The 21,273-nt window shown below is 71.2% G+C and carries 23 protein-coding genes; 2 read left to right on the top strand and 21 right to left on the bottom strand.

The features are described 5' to 3' along the window. Positions 1 to 23: 23 nt before the first annotated feature. The 8 genes from ACGFH8_RS13040 to ACGFH8_RS13005 form a co-directional block, all read right to left on the bottom strand. On the bottom strand, positions 24 to 704 hold the full coding sequence (locus ACGFH8_RS13040) for an endonuclease V (RefSeq protein WP_393366669.1): 681 nt from the start codon (positions 702 to 704) through the stop codon (positions 24 to 26). Continuing rightward, positions 697 to 915 carry a hypothetical protein gene (locus ACGFH8_RS13035; RefSeq protein ID WP_393366667.1) on the bottom strand — a complete coding sequence of 73 codons (219 nt, stop codon included), beginning with the start codon at positions 913 to 915 and terminating at the stop codon, positions 697 to 699. The genes ACGFH8_RS13040 and ACGFH8_RS13035 overlap by 8 nt, the downstream gene beginning before the upstream one ends. A gap of 265 nt (positions 916 to 1,180) precedes the next feature. Then, positions 1,181 to 1,495, bottom strand: a complete 315-nt coding sequence (locus tag ACGFH8_RS13030) for a hypothetical protein (protein ID WP_393366666.1) — start codon at positions 1,493 to 1,495, stop codon at positions 1,181 to 1,183. 157 nt (positions 1,496 to 1,652) lie between these two features. Next, on the bottom strand, positions 1,653 to 2,006 hold the full coding sequence (locus ACGFH8_RS13025) for a hypothetical protein (protein WP_393366665.1): 354 nt from the start codon (positions 2,004 to 2,006) through the stop codon (positions 1,653 to 1,655). 55 nt (positions 2,007 to 2,061) lie between these two features. Next, complete coding sequence (locus ACGFH8_RS13020) at positions 2,062 to 2,367, bottom strand: hypothetical protein (protein ID WP_393366664.1); 306 nt, start codon at positions 2,365 to 2,367, stop codon at positions 2,062 to 2,064. Between the two features lie 4 nt (positions 2,368 to 2,371). Then, positions 2,372 to 6,358, bottom strand: coding sequence for a toxin glutamine deamidase domain-containing protein (locus ACGFH8_RS13015; RefSeq protein ID WP_393366662.1), 3,987 nt, complete (start codon positions 6,356 to 6,358; stop codon positions 2,372 to 2,374). Between the two features lie 15 nt (positions 6,359 to 6,373). After that, the gene (locus ACGFH8_RS13010; protein ID WP_393366660.1) at positions 6,374 to 6,706 is read right to left on the bottom strand and encodes a hypothetical protein; all 333 of its coding nucleotides are present in this window, start codon (positions 6,704 to 6,706) and stop codon (positions 6,374 to 6,376) included. Next, positions 6,703 to 7,125 (bottom strand): YbaB/EbfC family nucleoid-associated protein, encoded by a 423-nt coding sequence (locus tag ACGFH8_RS13005; protein ID WP_393366658.1) that lies wholly within the window; start codon positions 7,123 to 7,125, stop codon positions 6,703 to 6,705. The genes ACGFH8_RS13010 and ACGFH8_RS13005 overlap by 4 nt, the downstream gene beginning before the upstream one ends. Before the next feature lie 79 nt (positions 7,126 to 7,204). Here ACGFH8_RS13005 and ACGFH8_RS13000 point away from each other — a divergent pair, with 79 nt between their 5' ends. Further along, positions 7,205 to 8,446 carry an SUKH-3 domain-containing protein gene (locus ACGFH8_RS13000; protein WP_393366656.1) on the top strand — a complete coding sequence of 414 codons (1,242 nt, stop codon included), beginning with the start codon at positions 7,205 to 7,207 and terminating at the stop codon, positions 8,444 to 8,446. A 10-nt stretch (positions 8,447 to 8,456) separates the two neighbouring features. Here ACGFH8_RS13000 and ACGFH8_RS12995 read toward each other — a convergent pair whose 3' ends face one another. From ACGFH8_RS12995 to ACGFH8_RS12940, 12 genes are all read right to left on the bottom strand, one after another. Continuing rightward, entirely contained in the window at positions 8,457 to 9,140 is a 684-nt protein-coding gene (locus tag ACGFH8_RS12995) for a hypothetical protein (RefSeq protein ID WP_393366655.1), read from the bottom strand. 48 nt (positions 9,141 to 9,188) lie between these two features. Next, on the bottom strand, positions 9,189 to 9,866 hold the full coding sequence (locus ACGFH8_RS12990) for a M15 family metallopeptidase (protein WP_393366653.1): 678 nt from the start codon (positions 9,864 to 9,866) through the stop codon (positions 9,189 to 9,191). Beyond that, the gene (locus tag ACGFH8_RS12985) at positions 9,863 to 10,993 is read right to left on the bottom strand and encodes a D-alanine--D-alanine ligase family protein (RefSeq protein WP_393366651.1); all 1,131 of its coding nucleotides are present in this window, start codon (positions 10,991 to 10,993) and stop codon (positions 9,863 to 9,865) included. The genes ACGFH8_RS12990 and ACGFH8_RS12985 overlap by 4 nt, the downstream gene beginning before the upstream one ends. Continuing rightward, positions 10,990 to 12,003 (bottom strand): threonine/serine dehydratase, encoded by a 1,014-nt coding sequence (locus tag ACGFH8_RS12980; protein ID WP_393366649.1) that lies wholly within the window; start codon positions 12,001 to 12,003, stop codon positions 10,990 to 10,992. The genes ACGFH8_RS12985 and ACGFH8_RS12980 overlap by 4 nt, the downstream gene beginning before the upstream one ends. 71 nt (positions 12,004 to 12,074) lie before the next feature. Beyond that, positions 12,075 to 13,139 carry a sensor histidine kinase gene (locus ACGFH8_RS12975; RefSeq protein ID WP_393366647.1) on the bottom strand — a complete coding sequence of 355 codons (1,065 nt, stop codon included), beginning with the start codon at positions 13,137 to 13,139 and terminating at the stop codon, positions 12,075 to 12,077. Then, complete coding sequence (locus tag ACGFH8_RS12970; protein WP_393366645.1) at positions 13,136 to 13,801, bottom strand: response regulator transcription factor; 666 nt, start codon at positions 13,799 to 13,801, stop codon at positions 13,136 to 13,138. The genes ACGFH8_RS12975 and ACGFH8_RS12970 overlap by 4 nt, the downstream gene beginning before the upstream one ends. A 420-nt stretch (positions 13,802 to 14,221) precedes the next feature. Continuing rightward, complete coding sequence (locus ACGFH8_RS12965; protein ID WP_393366643.1) at positions 14,222 to 15,034, bottom strand: endonuclease domain-containing protein; 813 nt, start codon at positions 15,032 to 15,034, stop codon at positions 14,222 to 14,224. A gap of 273 nt (positions 15,035 to 15,307) precedes the next feature. Beyond that, positions 15,308 to 16,099, bottom strand: a complete 792-nt coding sequence (locus ACGFH8_RS12960) for an ABC transporter permease (RefSeq protein WP_393366641.1) — start codon at positions 16,097 to 16,099, stop codon at positions 15,308 to 15,310. Positions 16,100 to 16,154: 55 nt separating this feature from the next. Further along, the gene (locus ACGFH8_RS12955) at positions 16,155 to 17,054 is read right to left on the bottom strand and encodes an ABC transporter permease (RefSeq protein ID WP_393366639.1); all 900 of its coding nucleotides are present in this window, start codon (positions 17,052 to 17,054) and stop codon (positions 16,155 to 16,157) included. Then, positions 17,051 to 18,202: an ABC transporter ATP-binding protein gene (locus ACGFH8_RS12950; RefSeq protein WP_393366637.1), complete on the bottom strand. Its 1,152-nt coding sequence runs from the start codon at positions 18,200 to 18,202 to the stop codon at positions 17,051 to 17,053. The genes ACGFH8_RS12955 and ACGFH8_RS12950 overlap by 4 nt, the downstream gene beginning before the upstream one ends. 5 nt (positions 18,203 to 18,207) lie before the next feature. Next, complete coding sequence (locus ACGFH8_RS12945) at positions 18,208 to 19,392, bottom strand: extracellular solute-binding protein (RefSeq protein ID WP_393366635.1); 1,185 nt, start codon at positions 19,390 to 19,392, stop codon at positions 18,208 to 18,210. A gap of 382 nt (positions 19,393 to 19,774) precedes the next feature. Beyond that, a complete protein-coding gene (locus ACGFH8_RS12940; RefSeq protein ID WP_393366633.1) occupies positions 19,775 to 20,143 on the bottom strand; it encodes a DUF3499 domain-containing protein in 369 nt (122 codons plus the stop codon). A gap of 153 nt (positions 20,144 to 20,296) precedes the next feature. On the opposite strand from ACGFH8_RS12940, the gene ACGFH8_RS12935 reads away from it, so the two are divergent. Beyond that, positions 20,297 to 20,746: a metallopeptidase family protein gene (locus ACGFH8_RS12935; RefSeq protein WP_110562108.1), complete on the top strand. Its 450-nt coding sequence runs from the start codon at positions 20,297 to 20,299 to the stop codon at positions 20,744 to 20,746. Between the two features lie 202 nt (positions 20,747 to 20,948). On the opposite strand, the gene ACGFH8_RS12930 is transcribed toward ACGFH8_RS12935, so the two are convergent. Then, positions 20,949 to 21,206: a WhiB family transcriptional regulator gene (locus ACGFH8_RS12930; RefSeq protein ID WP_007455784.1), complete on the bottom strand. Its 258-nt coding sequence runs from the start codon at positions 21,204 to 21,206 to the stop codon at positions 20,949 to 20,951. Between the last annotated feature and the right edge of the window lie 67 nt (positions 21,207 to 21,273).

Here is a 21,273-nt window from a genome sequence, read left to right as displayed (position 1 = left end):
GGCAGGTGGGGTGTCCCCGGCGGTCAGTGCGGGTGCTCGGCGCGGGCGAGGGCGTCGCGGCAGAGTCGGTCGGCGGTGCGGGTGCTCTCCGGTAGTCGGAACCGCGGGGTCAGCGCGAGCACCTGCGCGGTCGCGTTCTCCAGGCTCATCCGATGGCCGACGCTGACGAAGACTGGCTTCACGCCGTCCCGGGTCCGAAGCACCCGGCCGACGACGTCACCGCCGTCCCGCAACGGCGACCAGGCACCCCGCTCGGTGGCCGGCGGATCCCACGTCCCGATCAGCGGCGTCTTGCCCACCCCGATCGCCGGCAGACCGGTGACCACCCCGAGGTGGCAGGCGAGCCCGAACCGACGCGGGTGCGCCAGCCCGTGCCCGTCGCACACCAGCAGATCCGGGACCGTGGCCAGGCGGTCCAGCGCGCTGAGCAGCGCCGGCAACTCACGGAAGGCGAACAGCCCGGGCACATAGCCGAACGCCGGCCGCCCCACACTTACCGCCGAGTCCACCACCACCAACGTCCGGGCATCCAGCACCGTCACGGCCGCCGCCAGCAGGTCACCGCCCTGCGAGTACGCGACGTCCAGGCCGGCCACCGTCTCCGGCGCGCTCGGCCCCGGCCCGACCAGGTCGACCAACGGCCGCAACTGCTCCTGTACGGCCACCGCCTCGGCAACACTGCCCGGCCCCACCGAGTCACCCACCGCAGCCGTCGTGGCCGCGGCAACTGGCGTCGGTGTCGGCGTCGGCGTCGGCGTCGGCGTCGGCGTCGGCGTCGGCGATGATCCACTCGACGTCATTGATGTCGGGCTGTCCCGGCGCGGCGAATGCCCCGACATCACCGAACCCGAGTCGATCACCCTCGTCGGGGACCTTCGGCGCCGTCCCCGGCGGCGGCACCACCGTCCGGGCCACCCTTCGCAGGGTCGTCGTCGGTTCGCCCCTTCGTCGCGCCGAAAGCGATCGCGAAGGCTATGCCGAGGGCCACTCCGAAGGCCACGCCCCCGGTCGAGCCGAACGAGGGGATGCCGATCGCCAAGCCGATCAGGATGCCAACCGGCCAGGCCCAGAGGTTGGACTTGCCGCTCTGCGGGTCGGAACTCGCCATCCGTCGATGCTATTCGACCCGGTCAGCTTCCACAGACGCTGTCCACTTCGCACGACAGCGGCAACCCCACCGTCAGGTAAGGCCCAAACCGTCGCGGGCCTCTTCGATCCACTTGGCAACCCCACGCGCGCCGCTTTCGGCCGCGAGCCCAGCCGCCTCGTCGAGCAGCGCACGGGCAGTCTCCCGATCGCCGTCGTCGGTCGAGAGGGCCGCCAGACCAATCAGGTTGGCCGCGACTCCCGGAGTGAAATCGAGGTCCCGGCGCAGCCGGGTCGACTCGGTCAGCAACTCCCGCGCCGCGTCGACGCGACCGGCGGCCCGCTCTCCGAAGCAGAGGTGCCGCAGTACGTACGACAGCGTCAGTTGATCCCCCGCTGTGGTGGCCAACTCTCGGGCCCGAGCGAAGAAGGAAGACCGCCAGGTTGTAACACTCCTGCGCCCGTACCAACCGAGCGTCCAACCCTTCGGTCATCACTGACCGCTCCTCTTGCCGATCAACTCCGCAGGTCCCAAGGCTCACTACGCCCCGTGTACTTCACCATCCTCACCGATCTCCAGCCGGATCCGCAGCCCCGGACTGCGCCGGTCGCCCCACATCAAGACCGGCAGCGCCGTTGACGAGCATCAGGCGGAAGGCCGCCTCATCCGGCAGCCCCGGTGATCCCGTCACGATCGGGGCGATCCGCTCGGCTTCGGCTCGGTCGACATTGTCGTAGCGGTCGATATTCTGGTAGTCGTCGAGGAAGCGCACGACCAGGTTGGGGTCGTAGGCCCACCACCCGCACCGGTGGTCCCAGAGCAGCGCCTCACCTCTGCCCGCGTCGAGCACAAACAGCCCCGCTGGCACTCGGTTCTCATCGCTCCGATAGACCGCGTAGTAGGTAAGCGTGCGGTCCACCTGATGGCCACCAATCCCGGGCGCACATTCGAATCGACTGCGTCGAGCCTGCCATTTATCGGCGACGAGCGATCGAAGCGACCTGCACGCCCGCCGCCTCAACCTCCGCCCGGACCGCAGTCAGCAGATCCTGCACGTCCGAGTCATCCGGATCTGCTAGGAGCTCGATGTCAAGGCGCCATCCCTGGCTGTCCACGTCGCGCCAGAGCTCGACGGTCGCCGGTACCCCCACGATCGTCCGGTTGGTCTCGCCGAACAACTCGTCCCAGTCGTCGCCGAGACGCCCCACCGCACTCAGACCGAGCGCTGCCCGCAGACGGCCCAGAACACTCCGGTCCACGTGCCCGTGCAGAGCAACCACCCAACTAGCCGACATTCACTTTCCTAACAATCCAGTCCGAATCCCGGAAGTGGGACGACACCCCGGTTCCGGCCCGATCCGGCGGGCCGGAACCGGGGAAGATTGCTGGCACCACGTCGCGGCCCAAAGCATCGGTGTGCCGCTCAGCCCAGGCAAACAGGCGAGGAAAGCACTCACGTGCCACCTTTCTCGTCACGAACCCGTACCTCGCGTTGACTACACGAAGCCCAGGATATTTCTCGGCCGCGTGTTGTTGCGCCCGCTCGACCATCTCATCCGACGAAATCTGAAAGTCATAGTCGCTCGGCTCTTCCAGGCCCAGCCGGTACATCGAATCGAACGGCCGACGCAGTGGAAGCGAGGCGCCCTGCGACCAGCCCTTCAGACGAGCCAACGCCTCCGAATCGTCTTCCAGATCGGACTCCGTCGGCATCTGCTTATGGGCACCCGAGAAGAAGTGAGCCGATGAGCCCTGAAGCCGAATGTCGATAATTGACAGGTCCAAGCCATCCTCCCGCAACGCGTCGAAAAGCTCGGCCGTCATCTGTGCGAACTGTTCACGGGTAGCGCCAAGGGGCGCCGACCTGTCGGCCCAGTCCAGCACGGCATCGGGTGTGATGCCGAGAAACTCGCAGTCCCTCGGGTCCAGTTGGCGGCCAGATTCATCCGCGGGTAACAGGGGCGCGGCGGCCCGCCAGCCGCGGTCACCCCCCTCTACCGCAACGGTCTCCTCGACGGCCTCGATGCGGGTCGACCCACCGTCGCCGGCACTCGCCGAACCTGGGCCGTCCAGCAGGAGATACATCCGGTTGATGTACGGGTCACCGTGGCCGCCGTCGTCGTCTGCCGAAGGGTGGTCGGGCAGGTCGGGCCGCTCGCTGAACCGGCCCCGGGGTAGGCCGCCGAGCGGCATCGGCCGGCCGTCACCGCTGAGCACCAGCGCGTCGATGCCGACGACGTCGGGATACAGCGGCCGGTCGCGGACCACCGCGTTCTGCGGGTCCACGTAGAGCACCGTGCCGTTCTGGTTGAGCGCCACCCACGCGTGCGAACCGCCGTGCGGCCACTCGGTGACCAGGAACGCGTAGCTGCCGTGGCCGCCCAACAACAGTTGGTCGTGCAGGTTGCGGTAGCCCCGGTCGGCGGCCTGCCGCGCCTGTTCGGTGTCTGGTCGTTGCCCGGATGGTGGGGCGAGGAGTTGTTGGAAGCGCCCACCCGTCGCGTCCTCGACCCGGCCCGGGCCGCCTGCCTCGCCACGGATCGGGCGCCTGATGTCCCCGTCCAGGTAGCCGTCGAAGGTACGCGGCGCCGACACCCGCGGCCGCCCGTGCACCCAGGTTTCGAACATCGACAGCGTGCAGTCCAGGCAGTTGATGCCCCGGGTGGCGTCGGCCGTGGGACCTCCGTCGTTCAGCAGCCGGAACCAGCCGCCCCGGCGGGGGTCGGCGGTGCGTGTGACGGTGCCGTCCGGCTCGCGGGGCATCTGCCGTTCGACGTCGACCTGGTGCAGGGCGAGCGGCGGACGCAGTCCTCCTGGCCGTCCGTACGGCCGCGAGTCGTCGATCGGCGGAGGTATGTCGTCGCCGGTGAGGCGGGACGGACCGGAGGTCTCCACCGCCCCGAGCGCGAGCGCGCCGACGTCCCTGTTGGCGTGTTCGAAGGAGTTCGCTTCGATGTCCACGACCGGGGGCGCCGTGGTGCCGGCCAGCACCGCCTCCGCCAGGTCACGCCACTGGGCGTACGCGCGTGTCTCGTCGTTCGCGGCCCGCTGCCAGCCGTCGGCCCACTGTCGGTGACCAGCCTGGTGCAGTTGGCGGGCGTAGGTGGCGTACTCGATGGCCCGGCGATCGTGCTCGGCGGCCCGGGCGCGCAGTCGGGTGGCCTCGGCCTGGCGGCGATTGCGCTCGAACCCGGTCCGCTGCGTCTGGTAGTGGCCCTGGTAGCGCCGCCGCTCGGCGGCTTCCGCCTCGGCGGCCCACTGCGCGGCGTACCAGTCGATGGTCTCGGTCGTGGACGTCACCGGATCGCCGAACGCCACGACGTCGACGGGAACTGACGCCGTGCCCCGGGCCGGATGATCAACCCCGCGCCGCTCCCGCGCCGGGGCGTGCGTTGGTCCCGCCATGGGGATGGCGACGGTGACCGGGGGTGTCGGGCCGGCGGTGGTCGGCGGCGCTGGCGTGGCCGTCGACGGCGGCCAGGCGACCGGGCCGGAGGCGGTGGTGTGCGGTGGGTTGCCGACGTGGCCCGGCGCGGTGGCCGACCCGCCGGCCGGCCCGAAGGTCGGGGCCACGGGTGCGGCCACGGACGAGAGCCCGGGAGCGACCACCGGCGGGACCCCGGGAGCCGCCACCGGCGAGACCCCGGGAACAACCGCCGACGGCACGGGAGCGACCACCGGTGAGAGCCCGGGAGCAACCGCCGACGGCAGCCCGGGAGCGACCGACGACGAGACCCCGGGGGCTGCCACCGGGGACGGCCTCGGCTCGGTGGCCGCCGCCGGCGGCGTCGGATCGGCCGTGAGCGGGGGTGTGGCGCTGGCCTCCCGGAGGAGCGGTCCGTCCGCCGACGACATCGGCTCGGGCGGGCGTGGCGAACGGTCGACACCGTCCACATCGGGCGTGACGTGCAGGTCGGACGCGGTGGCGGGCGGCAGTGCCGTCGCCTGAGTCGCGGGCACGCCCGGCGGGTCGGCACGTGACGGCAGCACGGGATCCGGTGACGACGTGGCCGCGAAGGGCGTCGCCTGCACCGGAACGCCCGGAGCCGAGGCCAGGCCACTCGAAGCCGCCGCACCCGCGCCCACCGCGGACGAGCCCGCCCCGGCCATACCCGCCGAAGCCTCGGCCGGGAACGCCCCCGATGCGGATGGGAGCGCCCCCGAGGCCGAAGGGAGCGCCCCCGAGGCGGACGGATCGCCGGCGACCGGTGCCACGGGAGGCAGGGAAGGGCCCGTGAAAGACGCCCCGGTGAGGGCGTTTGCCTGCGCGTCGAGCCGGGCGCGTAACGCGTGGTCGGTCTGTCCGGTGGCCGAACCGGTGGCACCGGACGCGGCGGCGCGTGCCACGTCCTCCATGGAGGTCAGGCCCTGACCGGTGGCCAGGCTCGCGGCGCTGTCGGCGAGCACCTCGCCGGTCATCTCCCGCCCCAGGTGCTCCCCGACGCGCGCCACCCGCCCGGTCGCACGCCGGCCCAGACCGGCCAGCGGCGCCGCCGCCCCACCGGCGAGGCCACCGACCGCCGACGCGCCGAGGTCGGTCAGGTCCAGGCCGTGGGCCCGCCCGGTGGAGTTCTGGTACGCCTGGGTGGCCAGGGTGACCCCGGCCTCCTCGGCGGCTTCCTCCACCCCTTCCCGGGCGGCCCGCCTGGTGAAACCGCGCACGCCATCCCGGGCGACCTCCTTGGCCGCCCGCTCGCCGGCCTCCTTGAGGCCGTGTTTGAGGGATTTGCCCGCGAGTTGGCCCATCAGCCGCTTGAAGATCTGTTGGACCAGCAGCCGGGTCGCGGTGATGGCCGCACCGGCCGCCGGGCTTGCCGCACCGGCGGTGAGCACCGCCGCGACCGCCACCGAGAGCAGCTCGACGACGAGGATGCCCAGCTCGATCCAGACCTCCAGCTTGGCGCCCTCGATGTCGCAGCCGCACTCCTCGACCAGCCGGCCCAGATCGGCGGTGACCGCGAGCAGCACGGGCAACGGGGCGTCCGCCCCCTCGGCGATCCCCCGCCAGGCCGCCTCGAAGGCCGCGTCGACCGCCCCGACGCCGCCGTACCCGTCGCGCACCTCGGCGGCGGCGGTGGCGGCATCGGTGTACGGGCCGGAGAGGACGCCGGCAACCGCGTACCACCTGTCGGCGAGGTCCCAGACGGCCCGTTCGTTGCCCTCCGGCCACTGCACACCGACCACCCAGTCGAGGGCCTCGTAGATCCAGCCCGGCACGTCCCAGGGTGCGTGGTCCAGCGGGTGCGGGATCGGGCTCGGCAGCACACTCATCGCGGTCGCCGGCCGTCAGCGCCTGTCGGCGGCCCGACCGAGCCGGGCGGCGCTGTCCCCGTCGGTCTGCACGCTCGCATCGACGGCGCGGACCACGTCGCTGCCCAACTCGGTGAGCCGGTACCCGGCGCCCGCCCAGGCCCGCAGCACGGTCTGCTCGAACCCGCGGTAGTTGCGCTCGAACGCGGCGCCGATGTCGTCGCGACCCCACGGCCGGGCGTCGCTGGCAGCCTCGATCGCACCGCCTTCCGCCGCTCGACGGGCCGTTACCGCCTCACCAGCGAGCGCCAGGTCGGCACCGCCGCGACGGGTCCGGGGCGGATCGAGCCAGAGCTGTCCGTCGGTCATGGCTGCCCCAGACCCCTGCCGAGAACGGTGTCGGCCCGGCCGAGCAACGTGGCGTAGTCCCCGGTGCGCAGGAAGTCCGCCGACCCGGAGCCGGCCGGCATGACCTCGGCGACGAGGTCGCGGGTGGCGTCTGCGGCGTCGGTCGCGGCGGCCCGGATCGTTTCGGTGATTTTTCGGCCGAGCGCACCGGCGTCCCGCTCGCGGTAGACGGCCGGCGTCAGCTCGACCTCGATCAACTGGCCCTGGGCGCCCACGGTGGCCGTCACCTGACCGTCGGCCGACCGCCGGGTCACCCGCAGCTCGGCGAGGCGCGTCTGCAGACTGTCCAAACCGGACCTGAGCTGCTGGTACTGCCCGTACACGTCGTCGAATCGGGCCCGTAGCTCGCGGTTGGCGTGCCGGTCCACGTGTTCGCTCACCGCCGCCCCTCCCGTCACCGTCGGTAGAGCAGCACCATACCGGCTGCCATCGATCCGTGTAGTCCGGTAGTTTCAGTGCGTGATCGACCGTCAACAGGCCGAGCAGCTCGCCGCCACCTGGGCCCGCCGCGACTCGCAGCGCCTCGGCCACGAGTGCACCGCGATGGTCGACGAGTTCGACCTCGGCTTCGTCATCACGTCCGTCGTCCCCATCGAGGCACGCACGGTCCCCGGGGACCTGCCGACGACTGTCATCGACAAACAGACCGGCAGGGTCACCACCTGGCCGCGGGTGCCGAGCGAGATGGTGGCGGATCTGTACCGCCGCAGTCAGCCGGCCGGGCCGACCGCTCCCCGCACCGTCGACCCGTCGAGTCTGCTGGTCCGGGAGATCCATCGGATCGCCACCCCGAACACCACCGCCCACCTGACCCTCGAAGGGCGGATCTGGACGGCCCAGGGCACCAGGGCGGACGTCCCGCTGAACCATCACCCGCTGGTCCGCACCTACCTCGACCAGTTACCTCCGGGCGACCTGGTCCGCGGGGGCGAGGCCCACGCCGAGCTGATCGTGGTCTCCGACGTGCTGCACGAGTACGACCACCGCCGCGCTGCCGAGGGCATCGCGCCGATGGGTCGGGCCGAGGCGGCGGCACTGCTGGCGGATGCCCGGTTCGAGATCTTCCGGGTCCGGGAGCCGGGTGACCCGGCCGGCGGCCCCGCCGACCTGCCCTGCGACTCGTGCATCACGTTCCTGGTGCGCGCCAACGTCCTGCCGGAGTCCGCTCGGGCGTACACCGAGACCTGGCACGCCCCGGCCGAGCCCGACCCTGATCCTGGCCGCTTCCCGGCGGAGGTCGCCAACGCGCTGGTGGCGGCCGGTTGGCGACCGCACATCGGGGACCAGATCATGGCTGCCGCCGCCGTCCGGGACGTCACCGCGGTACGGGGGGCGACCCACCAGCACGTGGTCTTCCCCGCCGCCGTCGAGGCGCTCACCGCGTTTCCCAGCCTGGTCGGTGCCCGACGCGGTCGGGGCGAGCAGGTGTGGATCTCCCGGTTCGACATCCGCCCGCACACCATCGCGCACACCGCCGACACCCTCGCGGACTTCGGGGCGGTGCTGGGCGTACGACTCTTCCCGATCGGCACCGAACAACAGGACAGCATCCTGGCGGTGGACGAGCGCGGCCGGGTCTTCGCCCTCGATCAGGCCGGCGAGTGGTTCCTCGGCGACACCATCGACGCGGCACTGACCACGCTGCTGCTCGGCCGCGCCCCCGCCCGGGTCCGCGACGACGGCACCTGGCAGTCCGACTGAGGCGGCTACCTCAGCGGAGCACCTCGACCGTGTTGCGGCGGACGAGGTTCTTGCCGGGCTCCCGGATCTGGTCCATCGCGGCGGAGTTGAGCAGCACACAACTGCCCGACGGGCCGGTCACCGTCACCGTGGTCGCCCGGTTGTTGTCCAGATTTGTCACCCGCAGCCGCGTACCCACCGGGAACTGGCCGCTGGTCGCCGCCGGCGCGCCACCCTCGGCGAAGAAGGTGATCGACCCGGAGCACGCCGACCGGGGAGCCGTACCCGGCGCTCCGGGGGACGCCGCACCGGGGCGGATCGTGCCGGCTGTCGACTGCCCGGCCGGCGGCGCCCCACCGTCCAACCGCTCCACCACGTTGCGGCGGATCACGTTCTTGCCCGGCTCCCGGACCAGCTCCATGGCTGCCGCGTTGAGCAGCACACAACTGCCCGACGGGCCGGTCACCGTCACCGTGGCCGCCCGGTTGTTGTCCAGGTTGGTGACCCGCAGCCGGGTGCCCACCGGGAAACGGTCGCTTGTCGCCGCCGGCGCACCGCCCTCCGCAGAGAAGGTGACCGAGCCGGAGCAGACGCTCGACCGTGCCGGGGCGGTGTCGGCGAAGCCGAGGTTCGTCCCCACCGCCACACCCGCCGCGGCGAGCACCGCCACGGTCGCTGCCAGCACGTGCCTGCGCTGCACCCTCATCGCCGTCATTCCCGTCCTCGGTGGTGTCCTTCCTCCCCTGGTACGGACGGGAGCGCCCTACCGTTCAGCCGGAACGGGCACCGATCGTGCGGCGGCCAGGTCCACCGGCCCGTACCGGGTGCACGGCGCCCCGGTGATCAGCGCCCAGTAGCGGTCGCCGTACGACCAGTGCCACCACTCGGTCGGGTAGTTCACCATCCCGGCGCCGCCGAGGGCGTCCACCAGGATCTGCCGGTGCCGTCGGGCCGTGGCGGAGATCGTGGGCGCGTCGGTGAAACAGGCGTCGTCGCTGTCCTCCGGGGTCGCGTCGATGGCCGTGCCGAGGTCGAGTTCCACACCGTCGTCGGTGCACAGCGTCAGGTCCACCGCCCCGCCGGTGCTGTGCGGGGCCACCTCGACCGGCGAGACGAACTTGGTGGTCTCCCGGTGCAGCCGCTGCGGGGACCAGTCCGGGTGTCGTCGGCGCAGCTCGTCCCGGTAGCCGGTGAAGATGGCCAACTGCGCCCGGTACGGCCGGTAACCCTCGACCACGAGCAGGCGCATCCCGGCCGGCAGGGCACGCTGCGCGGCCAGCAGGCGGTCCACCACCGCGGCGCGCAGTCGGGCGTACGCCCCGGCGGGGTCGGCCGCGCGGCCGTCGAGCCGCAGGTCCGGCAGCTTCCGCAGGTCCAGCAGGGGGTCGCCGTCGTCGGCGCTGCGCACCGCCGCCACCCGGGGGTCGGACAACAGGATCATCGGACGCTCCCCCCGGTGATCGCGGCCCGTTCCGCATGCCGGGTACGGCCCAACTCGACGAGCCGGTCCACCACCTCCCGGTACCCGACACCGACGGCCGCCCACACCTTCGGATACATCGAGTGGGCGGTGAATCCGGGCATGGTGTTCAGTTCGTTGACGTACAGCTCACCGCTCCCCTCGTCGTAGAAGAAGTCCACTCTGGCCAGACCCCAGCCGCCGATCGCGGCGAACGCGCGCAGCGACAGCTCGCGGACCCGCGCGGTCACCTCGTCCGGCAGCACGGCGGGGACGATCATCGGGTCGGCGTCGCCGAAGTACTTCTGCTGGTAGTCGAACCAGCCACCGGCGACCCGCACCTCGCCCACCGCCGACGCCTCGGGACGCCAGCCACCGAGCACCGCGCACTCCAACTCCCGGCCGGTGACCCCCTGCTCGACCATGACGAGCTGGTCGTGGCGAAGCGCCTCCTGCACGGCTGCGGCCAGGTCGTCGCCCTCACCGACCCGGGTGATGCCGATCGACGAGCCCATGTTCGCGGGTTTCACGTAGAGCGGCCGGCGCAACCCGACGACCAGCTTCTCCGGGTCGTCGGCCGCCCGGTAGGTGTGCGCGTCGAACGCCACGTACGGGGTGACCGGGATGCCCTCAGCACGCAGCGCCCGCTTCATCGCCACCTTGTTCATGCCCACCGCGGAGGCGAGGATGCCGCACCCGACGTACGGCACGTTCAGTGACTCCAGCAGGCCCTGCACCACGCCGTCCTCACCGAACGGGCCGTGCAGCACCGGGAAGACCACGTCCAGTTCGGCGTGCACCGCGCCGGGTGCGTTGCCCGCGCACACCTGCACGACGCCCGGACGCGGACCGGCCCGCAACTCGACGGCCGGGCCGGTCACCAGCAGGCGGTCGTCGATGGCCCGCTCGCCCGCCGGCCGGTCCCGCAACTCCGCCAGCAGCGCGTCGGGCATCAGCCGAAAACCGCCGCTGCGGGTGACGCCGATGGCGAGCGTGCGGTAACCGCCGCCGCCCAGCGCCCGGGCCACCCCGAGCGCGGACGCGCAGGACACCTCGTGCTCCGCCGACGGTCCACCGAACAGGATTCCGATCCGCGTCGGCGCGCTCACGCCGCCACCGCTTCCGCTGTCGGCAGCTCGGCGGGCGGCGGGGCCAGCAACCGGGCCACCAGCGCCGGCTCCACGTTCCCACCGGTCAGCACCACCCCGACCGTCCGCTGCCGACCAGCTCCGGGGGCGAGGCGGAGCGCACCGGCCAGGCCGGCCGCCCCGGACGGCTCGGCGAGCACCCTCAGCTCCGTCAGGATCAGCCGGAACGCCGCCCCGATCTCGTCGTCGTCGACCCGGACGACGCCGCGCAGCGCGTTCCGCACGATCGCGAACGGCAGCTCACCCACGCAGGACGGCCGCAACCCGTCCGCGATCGTGGGCACCGGCGTGACCGGGACGCGCGTACCGGCCGCCAGGCTGCGGGCGAGCGAGTCACAGCCGACCGGTTCCACGCCGTACACCTCGATGCCCCTGCCGGCGGCGGCCAGGCAGGCGCCCGCGACCCCGCCACCACCACCCACCGGTACGACGAGCGTGTCCAACGGTGTGCCGGCGCGCTCGGCCTCCTCGATCAGTTCGAGGCTGGCGGTGCCCTGCCCGGCGATCACGTCCGGGTGGTCGTACGCGTCGACGACCGGGTGACCGCTCTCGTCGTGCAGCCCGTTGGCGACCGCCACCCGTTCCTCGACGTCGGTGCCGGCGAACACCACACGCGCCCCCGCCGCGCGGGCCCGGTCGACCTTCGTCGGTGCCGCGTCGACGGGCAGCACGACAGTCGCCGCGATCCCGTGCTGCCGGGCTGCCAACGCCACCGCCACCGCGTGGTTGCCGGTGCTCTGCGCGATCACCCCGGTGTGGCCGGCCGCGGCGAGCCGGCCCACCGCCCGCAGCGCTCCGCGCATCTTGTACGAGCCGCCGTCCTGGAGGTTCTCCGCCTTGAACAGGACGCGCGCCCCGGCCAGCCCGTCGATAACCGGGGACCGGAGCACGGGTGTCCGGACCACGCGGCCGGTGAGCCAGTGGGCGGCCTCCTCCACGTCGGCCCGGACCTGGGCAACGGTGCGTGACATCGGTTTCTCCTTTCGGGCACACCACGGGTCGGAGCCGCAGGTACGCGGACCCGGGAAACGGTGGTGAAGCGTTAGGTCACAGTGGGTAGTTGGACGTCGACCCGGAGGCCCCCGTGCTCGGCGGGCCGGGCCGCGATGATCCCGTCGTGCGCCTGGGTGATCGAGCGGGCGATGGCCAGTCCCAGACCGGCGCCTCCGCCCTGCGAGGTGCGGTCCCGGGCGAGCCGGCGGAACGGCTCGAAGAGACCGGCCACCGCCTCGGCCGGTACGGGCTGACCGGTGTTGACCACGGACAGCGCGGGCACCCCGCTCACCGCGACGGTCAGCGAGCCGCCCCGCCGGTTGTACTTGATCCCGTTCTCCACCAGGTTGCTGACCAGGCGCTCCAGCAGCACCCGCTCGCCGACCACGACCCGGGGCGCGAGATAGGTGTCGATGGTGACCTCGGCCTCCCGGGCGCGGTCCTGGTACCCGGCGAGCACCGCCTCGACGATCGCGTCGAGGCGCTGCGGTATCCGCGAGCGCAGACCCTGGTCACTCTCGCTGAGCGCGAGCAGGCCCTCGATCAGCCGTTCGTTGCGCTCGTTGGTCTCCAACAGTTGGGCGGTCAGCAGCTCCAACTGCTCGGCGGAGAGCGCCCGAGCCATGCCGACCTCGATGAGCGTCCGCTGCACCGCCAGCGGGGTACGCAGCTCGTGCGAGGCGTTCGCGGCGAACCGCCGCTGCCCCTCGTACCCGGCGGAGATGCGTTCCATCATCTCGTCGATCGCCCGGGACAGCCGGGCCAACTCGTCGCGCCCCCGAGGGCGGATCCGGTGACCGAGGTTCTGCGGCCCGACGTGCCCGATCGGCCCGGCCAGGTCACGCACCGGGCGCAGGCACCACACCGCGCCGAACCAGAGCGCCACCAGGACCGCCACGGTCACGAGCAGGACGGCCACCAGGGGCAGCACGAACGCCCCCGGCCGCACCTCGGCACACACCGTGCTGAGCCCGGGCAGCGGCACGTCGCAGAACTGCTGCCCCCATTCCCAGGTCACCTCGGTCAGCCACTTGCCCATCGTCGGCAGCACCGGCCCGGCCAGCAGTGCCAACAGGCCCACGAGCAGCACCCGACGTCGCGGCGTCCAGGTCACGCCGTACCGCCGATCCGGTAGCCGGCCTTGGGAACCGTGTGGATGATCGTCGGATCGCCGAGCTTCTTCCGGAGGGTCATCACGGTGACCCGTACCGCGTTGGTGAACGGGTCGGCGAACTCGTCCCAGGCCTGCTCCAACAACTCCTCGGCGCTGACCACCTGCCCTTCGGCGCGCAGCAGCACGTGCAGCACGGCGAACTCCTTCGGGCTCAGGGTGAGCGGCCGGCCGTCGCGGGTAGCCACGTGCCGGCCCACGTCAAGCGTCAGGCCGTCCTGGCTGAGCACCGGCGGCAGCGCCGGGGTGGACCGTCGACCGAGGGCCTGCACCCGGGCCACCAACTCGGCGAAGGCGAACGGCTTGGTCAGGTAGTCGTCCGCACCGAGACCGAGACCCTCCACCCGGTCCCGGATACCGGCCGCCGCGGTGAGCAGCAGCACCCGGGTGCCGACCTGTGACTCGGCGATGCTGCGGCACACCTCGTCGCCGGTGTGCCCCGGCATGTCCCGGTCCAGCACCGCGACGTCGTAGCGGTGCACCCCGATCCGCTCCAGCGCGCCGTCGCCGTCGTAGCAGACGTCGACGGCCATCGACAGGCGGCGCAGCCCTTCGGCCACCATGTCCGCCAACAACCGCTCGTCGTCCGCCACCAGCACCCGCACGTTTTCCGCTCCCCCGAGTTCGGCCTGCCCCGGCATACCGTCGCAGGCCCGGGTTAAGGGTTCTGTAAGCACCCGCCGCAGCCATCCTCCACGCGAACGTCCAGCGGTCAAACCACCGCAAGCCAGACCCCGCCGGCTTCCTCCCCGTCCGCGCCGTCCGAGTCCGTCCGTCCCCAACAACCACGCCGCCAGCAACCTAAGTGACCCAAGCCACACCTCCCTGCGCCCCGCCGTGCCCCGCCCGCAATCCGGTCCGCCGATCTTGCACTTTGTGTTGCCCAGATGTCTTATTTATGGCCATTGTCGGCACAGAAAGTGCAAGATCGCGCAGGAGGGGTGGGAGGGGCTGGGAGGGCTGGGCGGGGAGGGGCGGGCTGGGAGGGGCGGGCGGGGAGGGGCGGGCTGGGAGGGGCGGGAGGGTTACGAGAGGGCTGCGCGGATGGTGGCGCTGATGTATTGGGGGCGGCGGTAGAGGTCACGGTCGGTGAAGTAGCGCATCCGCCAGCCCGCTGCATCCAGCCAGTTGACCCGCTCCCGGTCGTACCGGAGTCGATCACGGTCCAGATGCGACAGTCCGTCGTACTCGATGCCGACCCGACGCTCGCGATAGGCCAGATCCAACCGGTAGCGACGGCCGCCGTGTCGATCGGTCACCCATAGCTGCGGCTCGGGAGGCGGCAGCCCCGCATCGAGCAGAATCAGTCGCAGTTGGCTCTCCTGCCGGCACTCCGCCCGGCCGTCGGCGAGCGATACGAGGTTCCGAGCCTGTTGGACACCACGCAGCGCAGCGTGAACCGAGACCTCCGCCAGCAGATCGTCCTGGCTGACCACACCGGAGCGGAGCGCGGCATCGAGTACCGGCAGGGCGTCGAGCCGCCGAACGGCGCGCGCCAGGTCGACCGCGCAACGGGCCGCCGGCACGCACGGCATCCCTTTGACGAGGGCTGGCCGGGTGGATAGGACCGTCCGGTGTACGACGACCCCGGGCAGACGGGGCTTCGACACCCCTGCGGGCAACTGGATGTGGATCAGGTCATCCCGGAGCACACCGAAGCCGTGCCGGCGTGCGGCACTCTGCCTGGCCAGCATGGCCCCTTCGGGCAGGCGGAGCAGCAGGGCACGCAGTTCGTCATCGTCGCCGCAGGGTTGGTCGGCGTAAACCCCCCGACGCACTCGCAACAGTTCCTCACGATCGAGCTGGCTACGGATCCGCCCCATCGTGAGCTTCTGCATGAGCCCGTCAGTACGCCACAACTGAGTTGCCACATATTCAGGCTGACTGACGCCCGCCCCCAGGTAAGCCCACCAGCGCCCACCTGTGGAAAACAATTGCCCCTGTGGATAAACCCCACCCCACCCGCCCCCGTGCTACCCCACCCCTCACACCCTCTCGATCTTGCACTTTCTGTTGACGAAATGCCCGATAGAAGAAGTATGGGAGCACAGAAAGTGCAAGATCGCGCGAAGAGGTGGGTGGGTGGGTGGGTGGGTGGGTGGGGGGGTGGGTCAGGTTGTGGGGCGGCGAGCCCGCAGCGCACCTAGCCCGGTCAGTATCAGCGCGATTGCGAACATCGCTGTGCCGATGACGTTCACCTGCGGTGGGATGCCCCGCTGGGCAGCGCCCCAGACGTACATCGGGAACGTGACAGTGGTGCCGGCGTTGAAGTTCGTGACGATGAAGTCGTCGAAGCTGAGCGAGAAGGCCAGCAACGCTGCGGCCACGATGCCGGGCAGCACCAACGGCAGGGTGATCCTCCGGAAGGTCTGCCACTCGTTGGCGTAGAGATCCATGGCGGCCTCCTCCAGCCGCCGGTCCATGCCGGCCAGCCGCGCCTTCACGGTGACCACCACGAACGACACGCAGAACGTCACGTGCGCGATCACGATGCTCCAGAAGCCCTGCGGCACCCCGGCGGACACGAAGAGCGCCAACAGCGACGTGCCCATCACCAGCTCCGGGGTGGCCATCGACAGGAAGATCAGCGCGTTGACTCCGGACCGGCCGCGAAGGCGGTGCCGGACCAACGCGAACGCCAGCAGGGTGCCGAGCACGGTGGCGACCACTGTGGCGAGGAAACCGATCTGTACGCTCCGCAGCACCGCGTCACACATGTCCGACGTGGCGCACGGCCGCCGCCAGTTGTCCAGGGTGAACTCGTTGAAGTCGTACGACAGCCGGCTCGACGGCCGGTTGAACGACAGACCGGCCACCACCAGGATCGGCAGCGCCAGGTAGCCGAGCACCAGCAGCGCCACGATCAGCACCCAGCGGTCCGCCAACCACCGCGACACCCTCATCAGAGCCGCCTTCCGTTCGCGACCGCGGGGCTCCGCCGCGCCGTACTCCGCGCGCTCACCACACCTCCTCCGTGCCGGCCCGGCGCAGATGGGCGAAGACCACCGCGAGGATCGCCGCCATCAGCAGGAACGACAGCGCGGCACCCTGCGGGTAGTCCAACCGGACCAGGAACGCCGAGTCGACGACGTTGCCGATCATGTACTCGTTGGGGGTGCCGAGCAGTTCGGCGTTGATGTAGTCGCCGCTGGCCGGGATGAAGAACAGCAGCGCTCCGGCGACCAGGCCGGGCCGGGACAGCGGCAGGGTCACCCGGCGGAACGCCTGCGCTCCGCTCGCGTACAGGTCGCCGGCCGCCTCCAGCAACCGGTGGTCGAGCCGCTCCAGGCTCGCGTACAGCGGCAGCACCAGGAACGGCAGGAAGTTGTACGTCAGGCCGAGCACCACCGCGAACGGCGTGGCCAGCAGCCGACCCTGCGGTGCGAGCAGGTGCACGTCGCGCAGCAGACCGACGAGCGCGCCGTTGTCCGACAGGATGGTCTTCCAGGCCAGCGTCCGGACCAGGAAGCTGGTGAACATCGGCGCGACCACGCACACCAGCAGCAGGTTCTTCCACCGCCCGGCCTTCTGCGCGATCGCGTACGCCAGCGGGTAGCCCAGCAGCAGCGCCAACACCAGGGCCAGCCCGGCGTAGCCGAACGAGCGCAGCAACTGCGGCCAGTACGCCTGCACCACGTCCGGGTAGTTACCGAACGCCCAGGCCATCGCGTACCCGGTGGAGAGCGAGCCGCCGGGGTCGTACAGGCTGGCCGCCGCGAGCTGCACCAGCGGCACACCGAAGAAGACGAACAGCCAGGCCACCCCGGGCAACACCAGGAGGTACGGCAGGAGCCGACGCCACCCGGACCGGGCTGCCGGCGACGCCTGCCCCGCTCGTGTCGGCGACGGGAGGGTCACGACGACGTGCCGACCGGCTCGTCGCGCACCGACGACGTCCGGTCGGCGCCCCCCGGGGCGCGGGGCAGCAGGAACGCGTGCCGCGGATCCCAGTACGCCACGGCCTCGCCGCCGACCGCCACCGGCGTCGACGTCCCGCTGTTGGCCGCGAAGACCGACAGCTCGGCGCCCCAGCCGGTACGCAGCAGGTACTGCGTGCTGACCCCCAGGTAGGACGCGTCGGTGACCACACCGGTGACGTGCTGATGCCCAGCGGGCACCTGGTCGGCGGAGCCGACCAGAATCAGCTTCTCCGGGCGTACCCCCAGGTGGACCGGACCGTGGTCGGACCGGGCCCGGCCGGCGGGCACCGAGAAGCGGCTGCCGTGCGCCGTCACCGCGACGTCGTCGCCGCTGACGCCTGTGGCGTCGCCGGCGAGCAGGTTGGACTGGCCGAGGAAGTTCGCCACGAACGCGGTGGCGGGAAGCTCGTAGAGGTCGGCCGGCGTGCCCTGTTGCTCGATCCGTCCGTCGTGCATCACCGCGACGGTGTCGGCCATGGTCAGGGCCTCCTCCTGGTCGTGGGTGACGTGCACGAAGGTGATGCCGACCTCGGTCTGGATCCGCTTCAGCTCGATCTGCATCTGCCGGCGCAGCTTCAGGTCCAGGGCACCCAGCGGCTCGTCGAGCAGGAGGACCCGCGGCCGGTTGACGAGCGCGCGGGCAAGCGCGACCCGTTGCTGCTGGCCGCCGGAGAGCTGGGCCGGCCGGCGGCTGCCGTAGCCGTCGAGCTGCACCAGCGACAGCATCCGCCGGACCTCGCCGTCGACCGAGCGGATGCCGCGTCGACGCAGCCCGAAGGCCACGTTCTCGAAGACCGTGAGGTGCGGAAAGAGCGCGTAGCTCTGGAAGACGGTGTTGATGGGCCGCTTGTACGGTCGCAGTCGGGTGATGTCGCGATCACCGAGCAACACCTGGCCGCTTGTCGGCTCCTCCAGCCCGGCGACCATGCGCAGCGTGGTGGTCTTGCCGCAGCCGGACGGGCCGAGCAGCGCGAAGAACGAGCCCGCCCCGACGGTCCGGGTGAGGTCGTCGACCGCGGTGGACGTGCCGAACCGCTTGGTGAGGCCGACCAGGCGCAGGTCGTCGGCGGGTGTCTCGCGTGCCATCCCCGTCACGCCCCGATGACCTGCTGGAACTTGCCCTCGTACTCCTGTTCCTGCTTCTCGTCCAGAGCCATGAACATCGTGGACTTCGACAGCAGAGCCTCGTCCGGGAAGATCAGCGGGTTGGCCGCCAGCTCGGGGTCGATCTTCTCCATCTCGGCCTGAGCGCCCTTCACCGGGCAGATGTAGTTGACGAACGCGGCGAGCCTCGCGGCGACGGCCGGCTCGTAGTAGTAGTCGATGAGCTGCTCGGCGTTCGCCTTGTGGGTGGCCCGGTTGGGGACCATCATGTTGTCGCTGTAGAGCATCACGCCGGAGTCGGGCGCGACGAACCGCACCCTCTCGTCCGCGCCGGAGAGTTGGATGACGTCCCCGGACCAGCCGATGCAGGCGGCGATGTCGCCCTTGGCGAGGTCGGGTGCGTAGTCGTTGCCGGTGAACCTGCGGATCTGCCCCGAGTCGACGGCCTTCTTGAGTTTGTCGAGCGCGTCGTCGAACTGGGCGGTGGTGAAGTTCGACGGGTCGTGCCCGGCCGCGCCGAGCAGCAGGCCCATGGTGTCGCGCATCTCGCTGAGCGCGGTCACCCGGCCCTTGAGGTCGGGGCGGGTCAGCAGTTCGTCGACCGTACGCAGCTCCTTGGTGACCCTGCCGTTGTACGCCAGGCCGGCGAGGCCGGACTGCCACGGGATGGAGAGCTGGTTGTCGGTGTCGAAGGAGCGGTTGAGCAGCGGTGGGAGCAGGTTGGCCCGCACGTTCGGGATCTTCGCCGGGTCGAGTCTCTGGATCCAGCCGAGCCGGCTCATCCGGGCCGCCATCCAGTCGCTCAGCACGATGATGTCCCGGTCGGTGCTCTGACAGGCCGCGAGCTGGTTCCGCACCTTGCCGAAGAACTCGTTGTTGTCGTTGATGTCCTCGGTGTAGGTGACCTGGATGCCGGTCTTCCTTACGAACTCGTCCAGGCTGGGTCGCTTGGACTCGTTCTCCTCGTCCACGTCAAGGTACTGCGGCCAGTTGGAGAACCGAAGCTTCTTCTCGGTGCCGGAGAGATCCTCGCTGACGCAGCCAGCCTCGGTCTGTTGGGCGCCCTTGGTGCCGCAACCGGCAAGGCCGCCGCCGGTGGCGACCAGAGCGGCCGAACCGAGGGCGCCGGTGAGCAGTCCACGCCGGGAGAGGGGCCGGAGGGGGACACGCATCAGTTTTCCTCAGGGTCGGTGCCGTGGACGACTGACACGATGACAAACCGGCAGCACCAGCAAAGCATCGGGGCCAACGCGTCACCACCCGTAGAGGCACCAACCACGCTCAGCAGGATCCACTCGCTGCCCTCAGCCAGATCCACTCGACGTTCGCCCAGCTTGATCCACTCAACATCACCGATATCGCGGCATCAACCCGCCGCCGACACCCCGACATCAGCAACCCGGAGTCGATCGAGGCAGCGCCCCGCCAGCGGGGCCGACAGACCTGCCGCTCCGCGCGTTGATCATGAGGTTATTGCCACGACACGCCGAGCGGGATGGCGATAACCCCATGATCAACGCGGGCGGGGGGTGGGGTGGGGTGGGGTGGGGTGGGTTAGTGGTTGGGGGGGATTACGCGGAGGTGGCCTCGGCGGCCCGTTTGGTGGGGGTTCTCGTGGTGCTTCGGGTCGGGCTCCGGGGGGCGGGGGGCCGGGCGGGCGGCTTCGCGGACCGCCTCGGCGAGCGCGACCAGGTCGTCGGTGGTGGGTGGCGGCGGCTCGAACTCACCCTCGTGCCGGACCACGTCCCAGCCACGCGGTGCGGTCAGGCTGCGGGCGTGCGGCTCACACAGGTCGTACGTGTGCGGCTCGGCGAACGCCGCCAGCGGCCCCACCACCGCTGTCGACTCGTTGTAGACATAGGTCAATGTGGCGACCGCTTGCCGGGGGCAGCCGTTACGGGAGCAGCGCCGTGGTGACCTCACGTGCGGCAGGGTATCTCCATTACCGGGTCCGGCGCATCGCTTCGCGTTGCGACACGCCCGTCACGGTGATCACAGTTGGCCGCACTGGGCGCGCCGCGCCACGGGAGCGGCGGTGCCGCTGGCCAGCCCGGCACGGGCGCTACCCTTTGCCTCATGACGAGCCCGGAACACCGCCGCCCCGGCCCCGGCCGGCGTGTGCATCGTGACCGGCACGGTCGCGGCCTGCGCGGGCGGTTGGTGCCGGCCACCGTGCCGCTGGCGCGGACCAAGGCCGAGGTCTTCGACGACCTGGTCCTGGACACCGTGGAGACGCTGGAACGTCGGTTCGCCAAGGAACTGGCCGGGGTCGAGTTCGCGGTCGAGGACGTTCCGCCGGACCTGAACGTCTACGACTCCGATGTGCTGGAGGACGGCGAGGTCCCGCTGGCCCGACTGCTGCCGGGCCGCCCGGGCCGACAGGAGGTGCCGCCGCGGATCGTGCTGTACCGGCGACCCCTGGAGTTCCGGGCGATGGACCGTGAGGACCTCGCCGACCTCGTGCACGACGTGATCATCGAACAGGTGGCAAACCTGCTCGGGGTCGACCCCGACGAACTGGCCTGAACCAGACCCCGACGAAAGGGCCTGAACGAGGTCCCGACGAAAGGGCCTGAGCCAGGCTCCGCACGGTTAGGTCGGGCGGCCCCCACCGCCCCAACCTCGGCACCGCTGACGCGGCCCGCCGCCCCTACCTCGTACCGCTCACGCGGCCCGCCGCTCCAACCTCGTACCGCTCACGCGGCCCGCCGCTCCAACCTCGTACCGCTCAGGCGGCCCGCCGCTTCAACTTGCGCCGCTCCCGCTCGGAGAGCCCACCCCAGATGCCGAACCGCTCGTCGTGACCGAGAGCGTATTCGAGGCATTCGGTCTTGACCTCGCACCGCGAGCAGATCCGCTTCGCCTCGCGGGTTGAGCCGCCCTTCTCGGGGAAGAACGCTTCGGGGTCGGTCTGCGAGCACAGTGCCCGCTCCTGCCACTCCGGCGCGTTTCCGAGCAGGTCGGCCACCTCAAGCTGGCCGTCCATCAAATGCCTCCTTGTCGCGCACCGGCGTCATCGCCGCTGCAACCCCCCACGCGAAAGGCGTGCTTGT

The sequence above is a fragment of the Micromonospora sp. NPDC049175 genome (assembly GCF_043197345.1).
In the GTDB taxonomy this organism is placed as follows: domain Bacteria; phylum Actinomycetota; class Actinomycetes; order Mycobacteriales; family Micromonosporaceae; genus Micromonospora.
This window is presented reverse-complemented; position numbering and strand designations above follow the sequence as displayed.

What these genes read in the sequence shown, in the direction of transcription:
- ACGFH8_RS13015 (WP_393366662.1), bottom strand. Translation starts at nt 6,358, where the DNA reads ATGAGTGTGCTGCCGAGCCCGATCCCGCACCCGCTGGACCACGCACCC.
- ACGFH8_RS13010 (WP_393366660.1), bottom strand. Translation starts at nt 6,706, where the DNA reads ATGACCGACGGACAGCTCTGGCTCGATCCGCCCCGGACCCGTCGCGGC.
- ACGFH8_RS12995 (WP_393366655.1), bottom strand. Translation starts at nt 9,140, where the DNA reads ATGACGGCGATGAGGGTGCAGCGCAGGCACGTGCTGGCAGCGACCGTG.
- ACGFH8_RS12990 (WP_393366653.1), bottom strand. Translation starts at nt 9,866, where the DNA reads ATGATCCTGTTGTCCGACCCCCGGGTGGCGGCGGTGCGCAGCGCCGAC.
- ACGFH8_RS12980 (WP_393366649.1), bottom strand. Translation starts at nt 12,003, where the DNA reads ATGTCACGCACCGTTGCCCAGGTCCGGGCCGACGTGGAGGAGGCCGCC.
- ACGFH8_RS12965 (WP_393366643.1), bottom strand. Translation starts at nt 15,034, where the DNA reads ATGCAGAAGCTCACGATGGGGCGGATCCGTAGCCAGCTCGATCGTGAG.
- ACGFH8_RS12960 (WP_393366641.1), bottom strand. Translation starts at nt 16,099, where the DNA reads ATGAGGGTGTCGCGGTGGTTGGCGGACCGCTGGGTGCTGATCGTGGCG.
- ACGFH8_RS12950 (WP_393366637.1), bottom strand. Translation starts at nt 18,202, where the DNA reads ATGGCACGCGAGACACCCGCCGACGACCTGCGCCTGGTCGGCCTCACC.
- ACGFH8_RS12945 (WP_393366635.1), bottom strand. Translation starts at nt 19,392, where the DNA reads ATGCGTGTCCCCCTCCGGCCCCTCTCCCGGCGTGGACTGCTCACCGGC.
- ACGFH8_RS12935 (WP_110562108.1), top strand. Translation starts at nt 20,297, where the DNA reads ATGACGAGCCCGGAACACCGCCGCCCCGGCCCCGGCCGGCGTGTGCAT.
- ACGFH8_RS12930 (WP_007455784.1), bottom strand. Translation starts at nt 21,206, where the DNA reads ATGGACGGCCAGCTTGAGGTGGCCGACCTGCTCGGAAACGCGCCGGAG.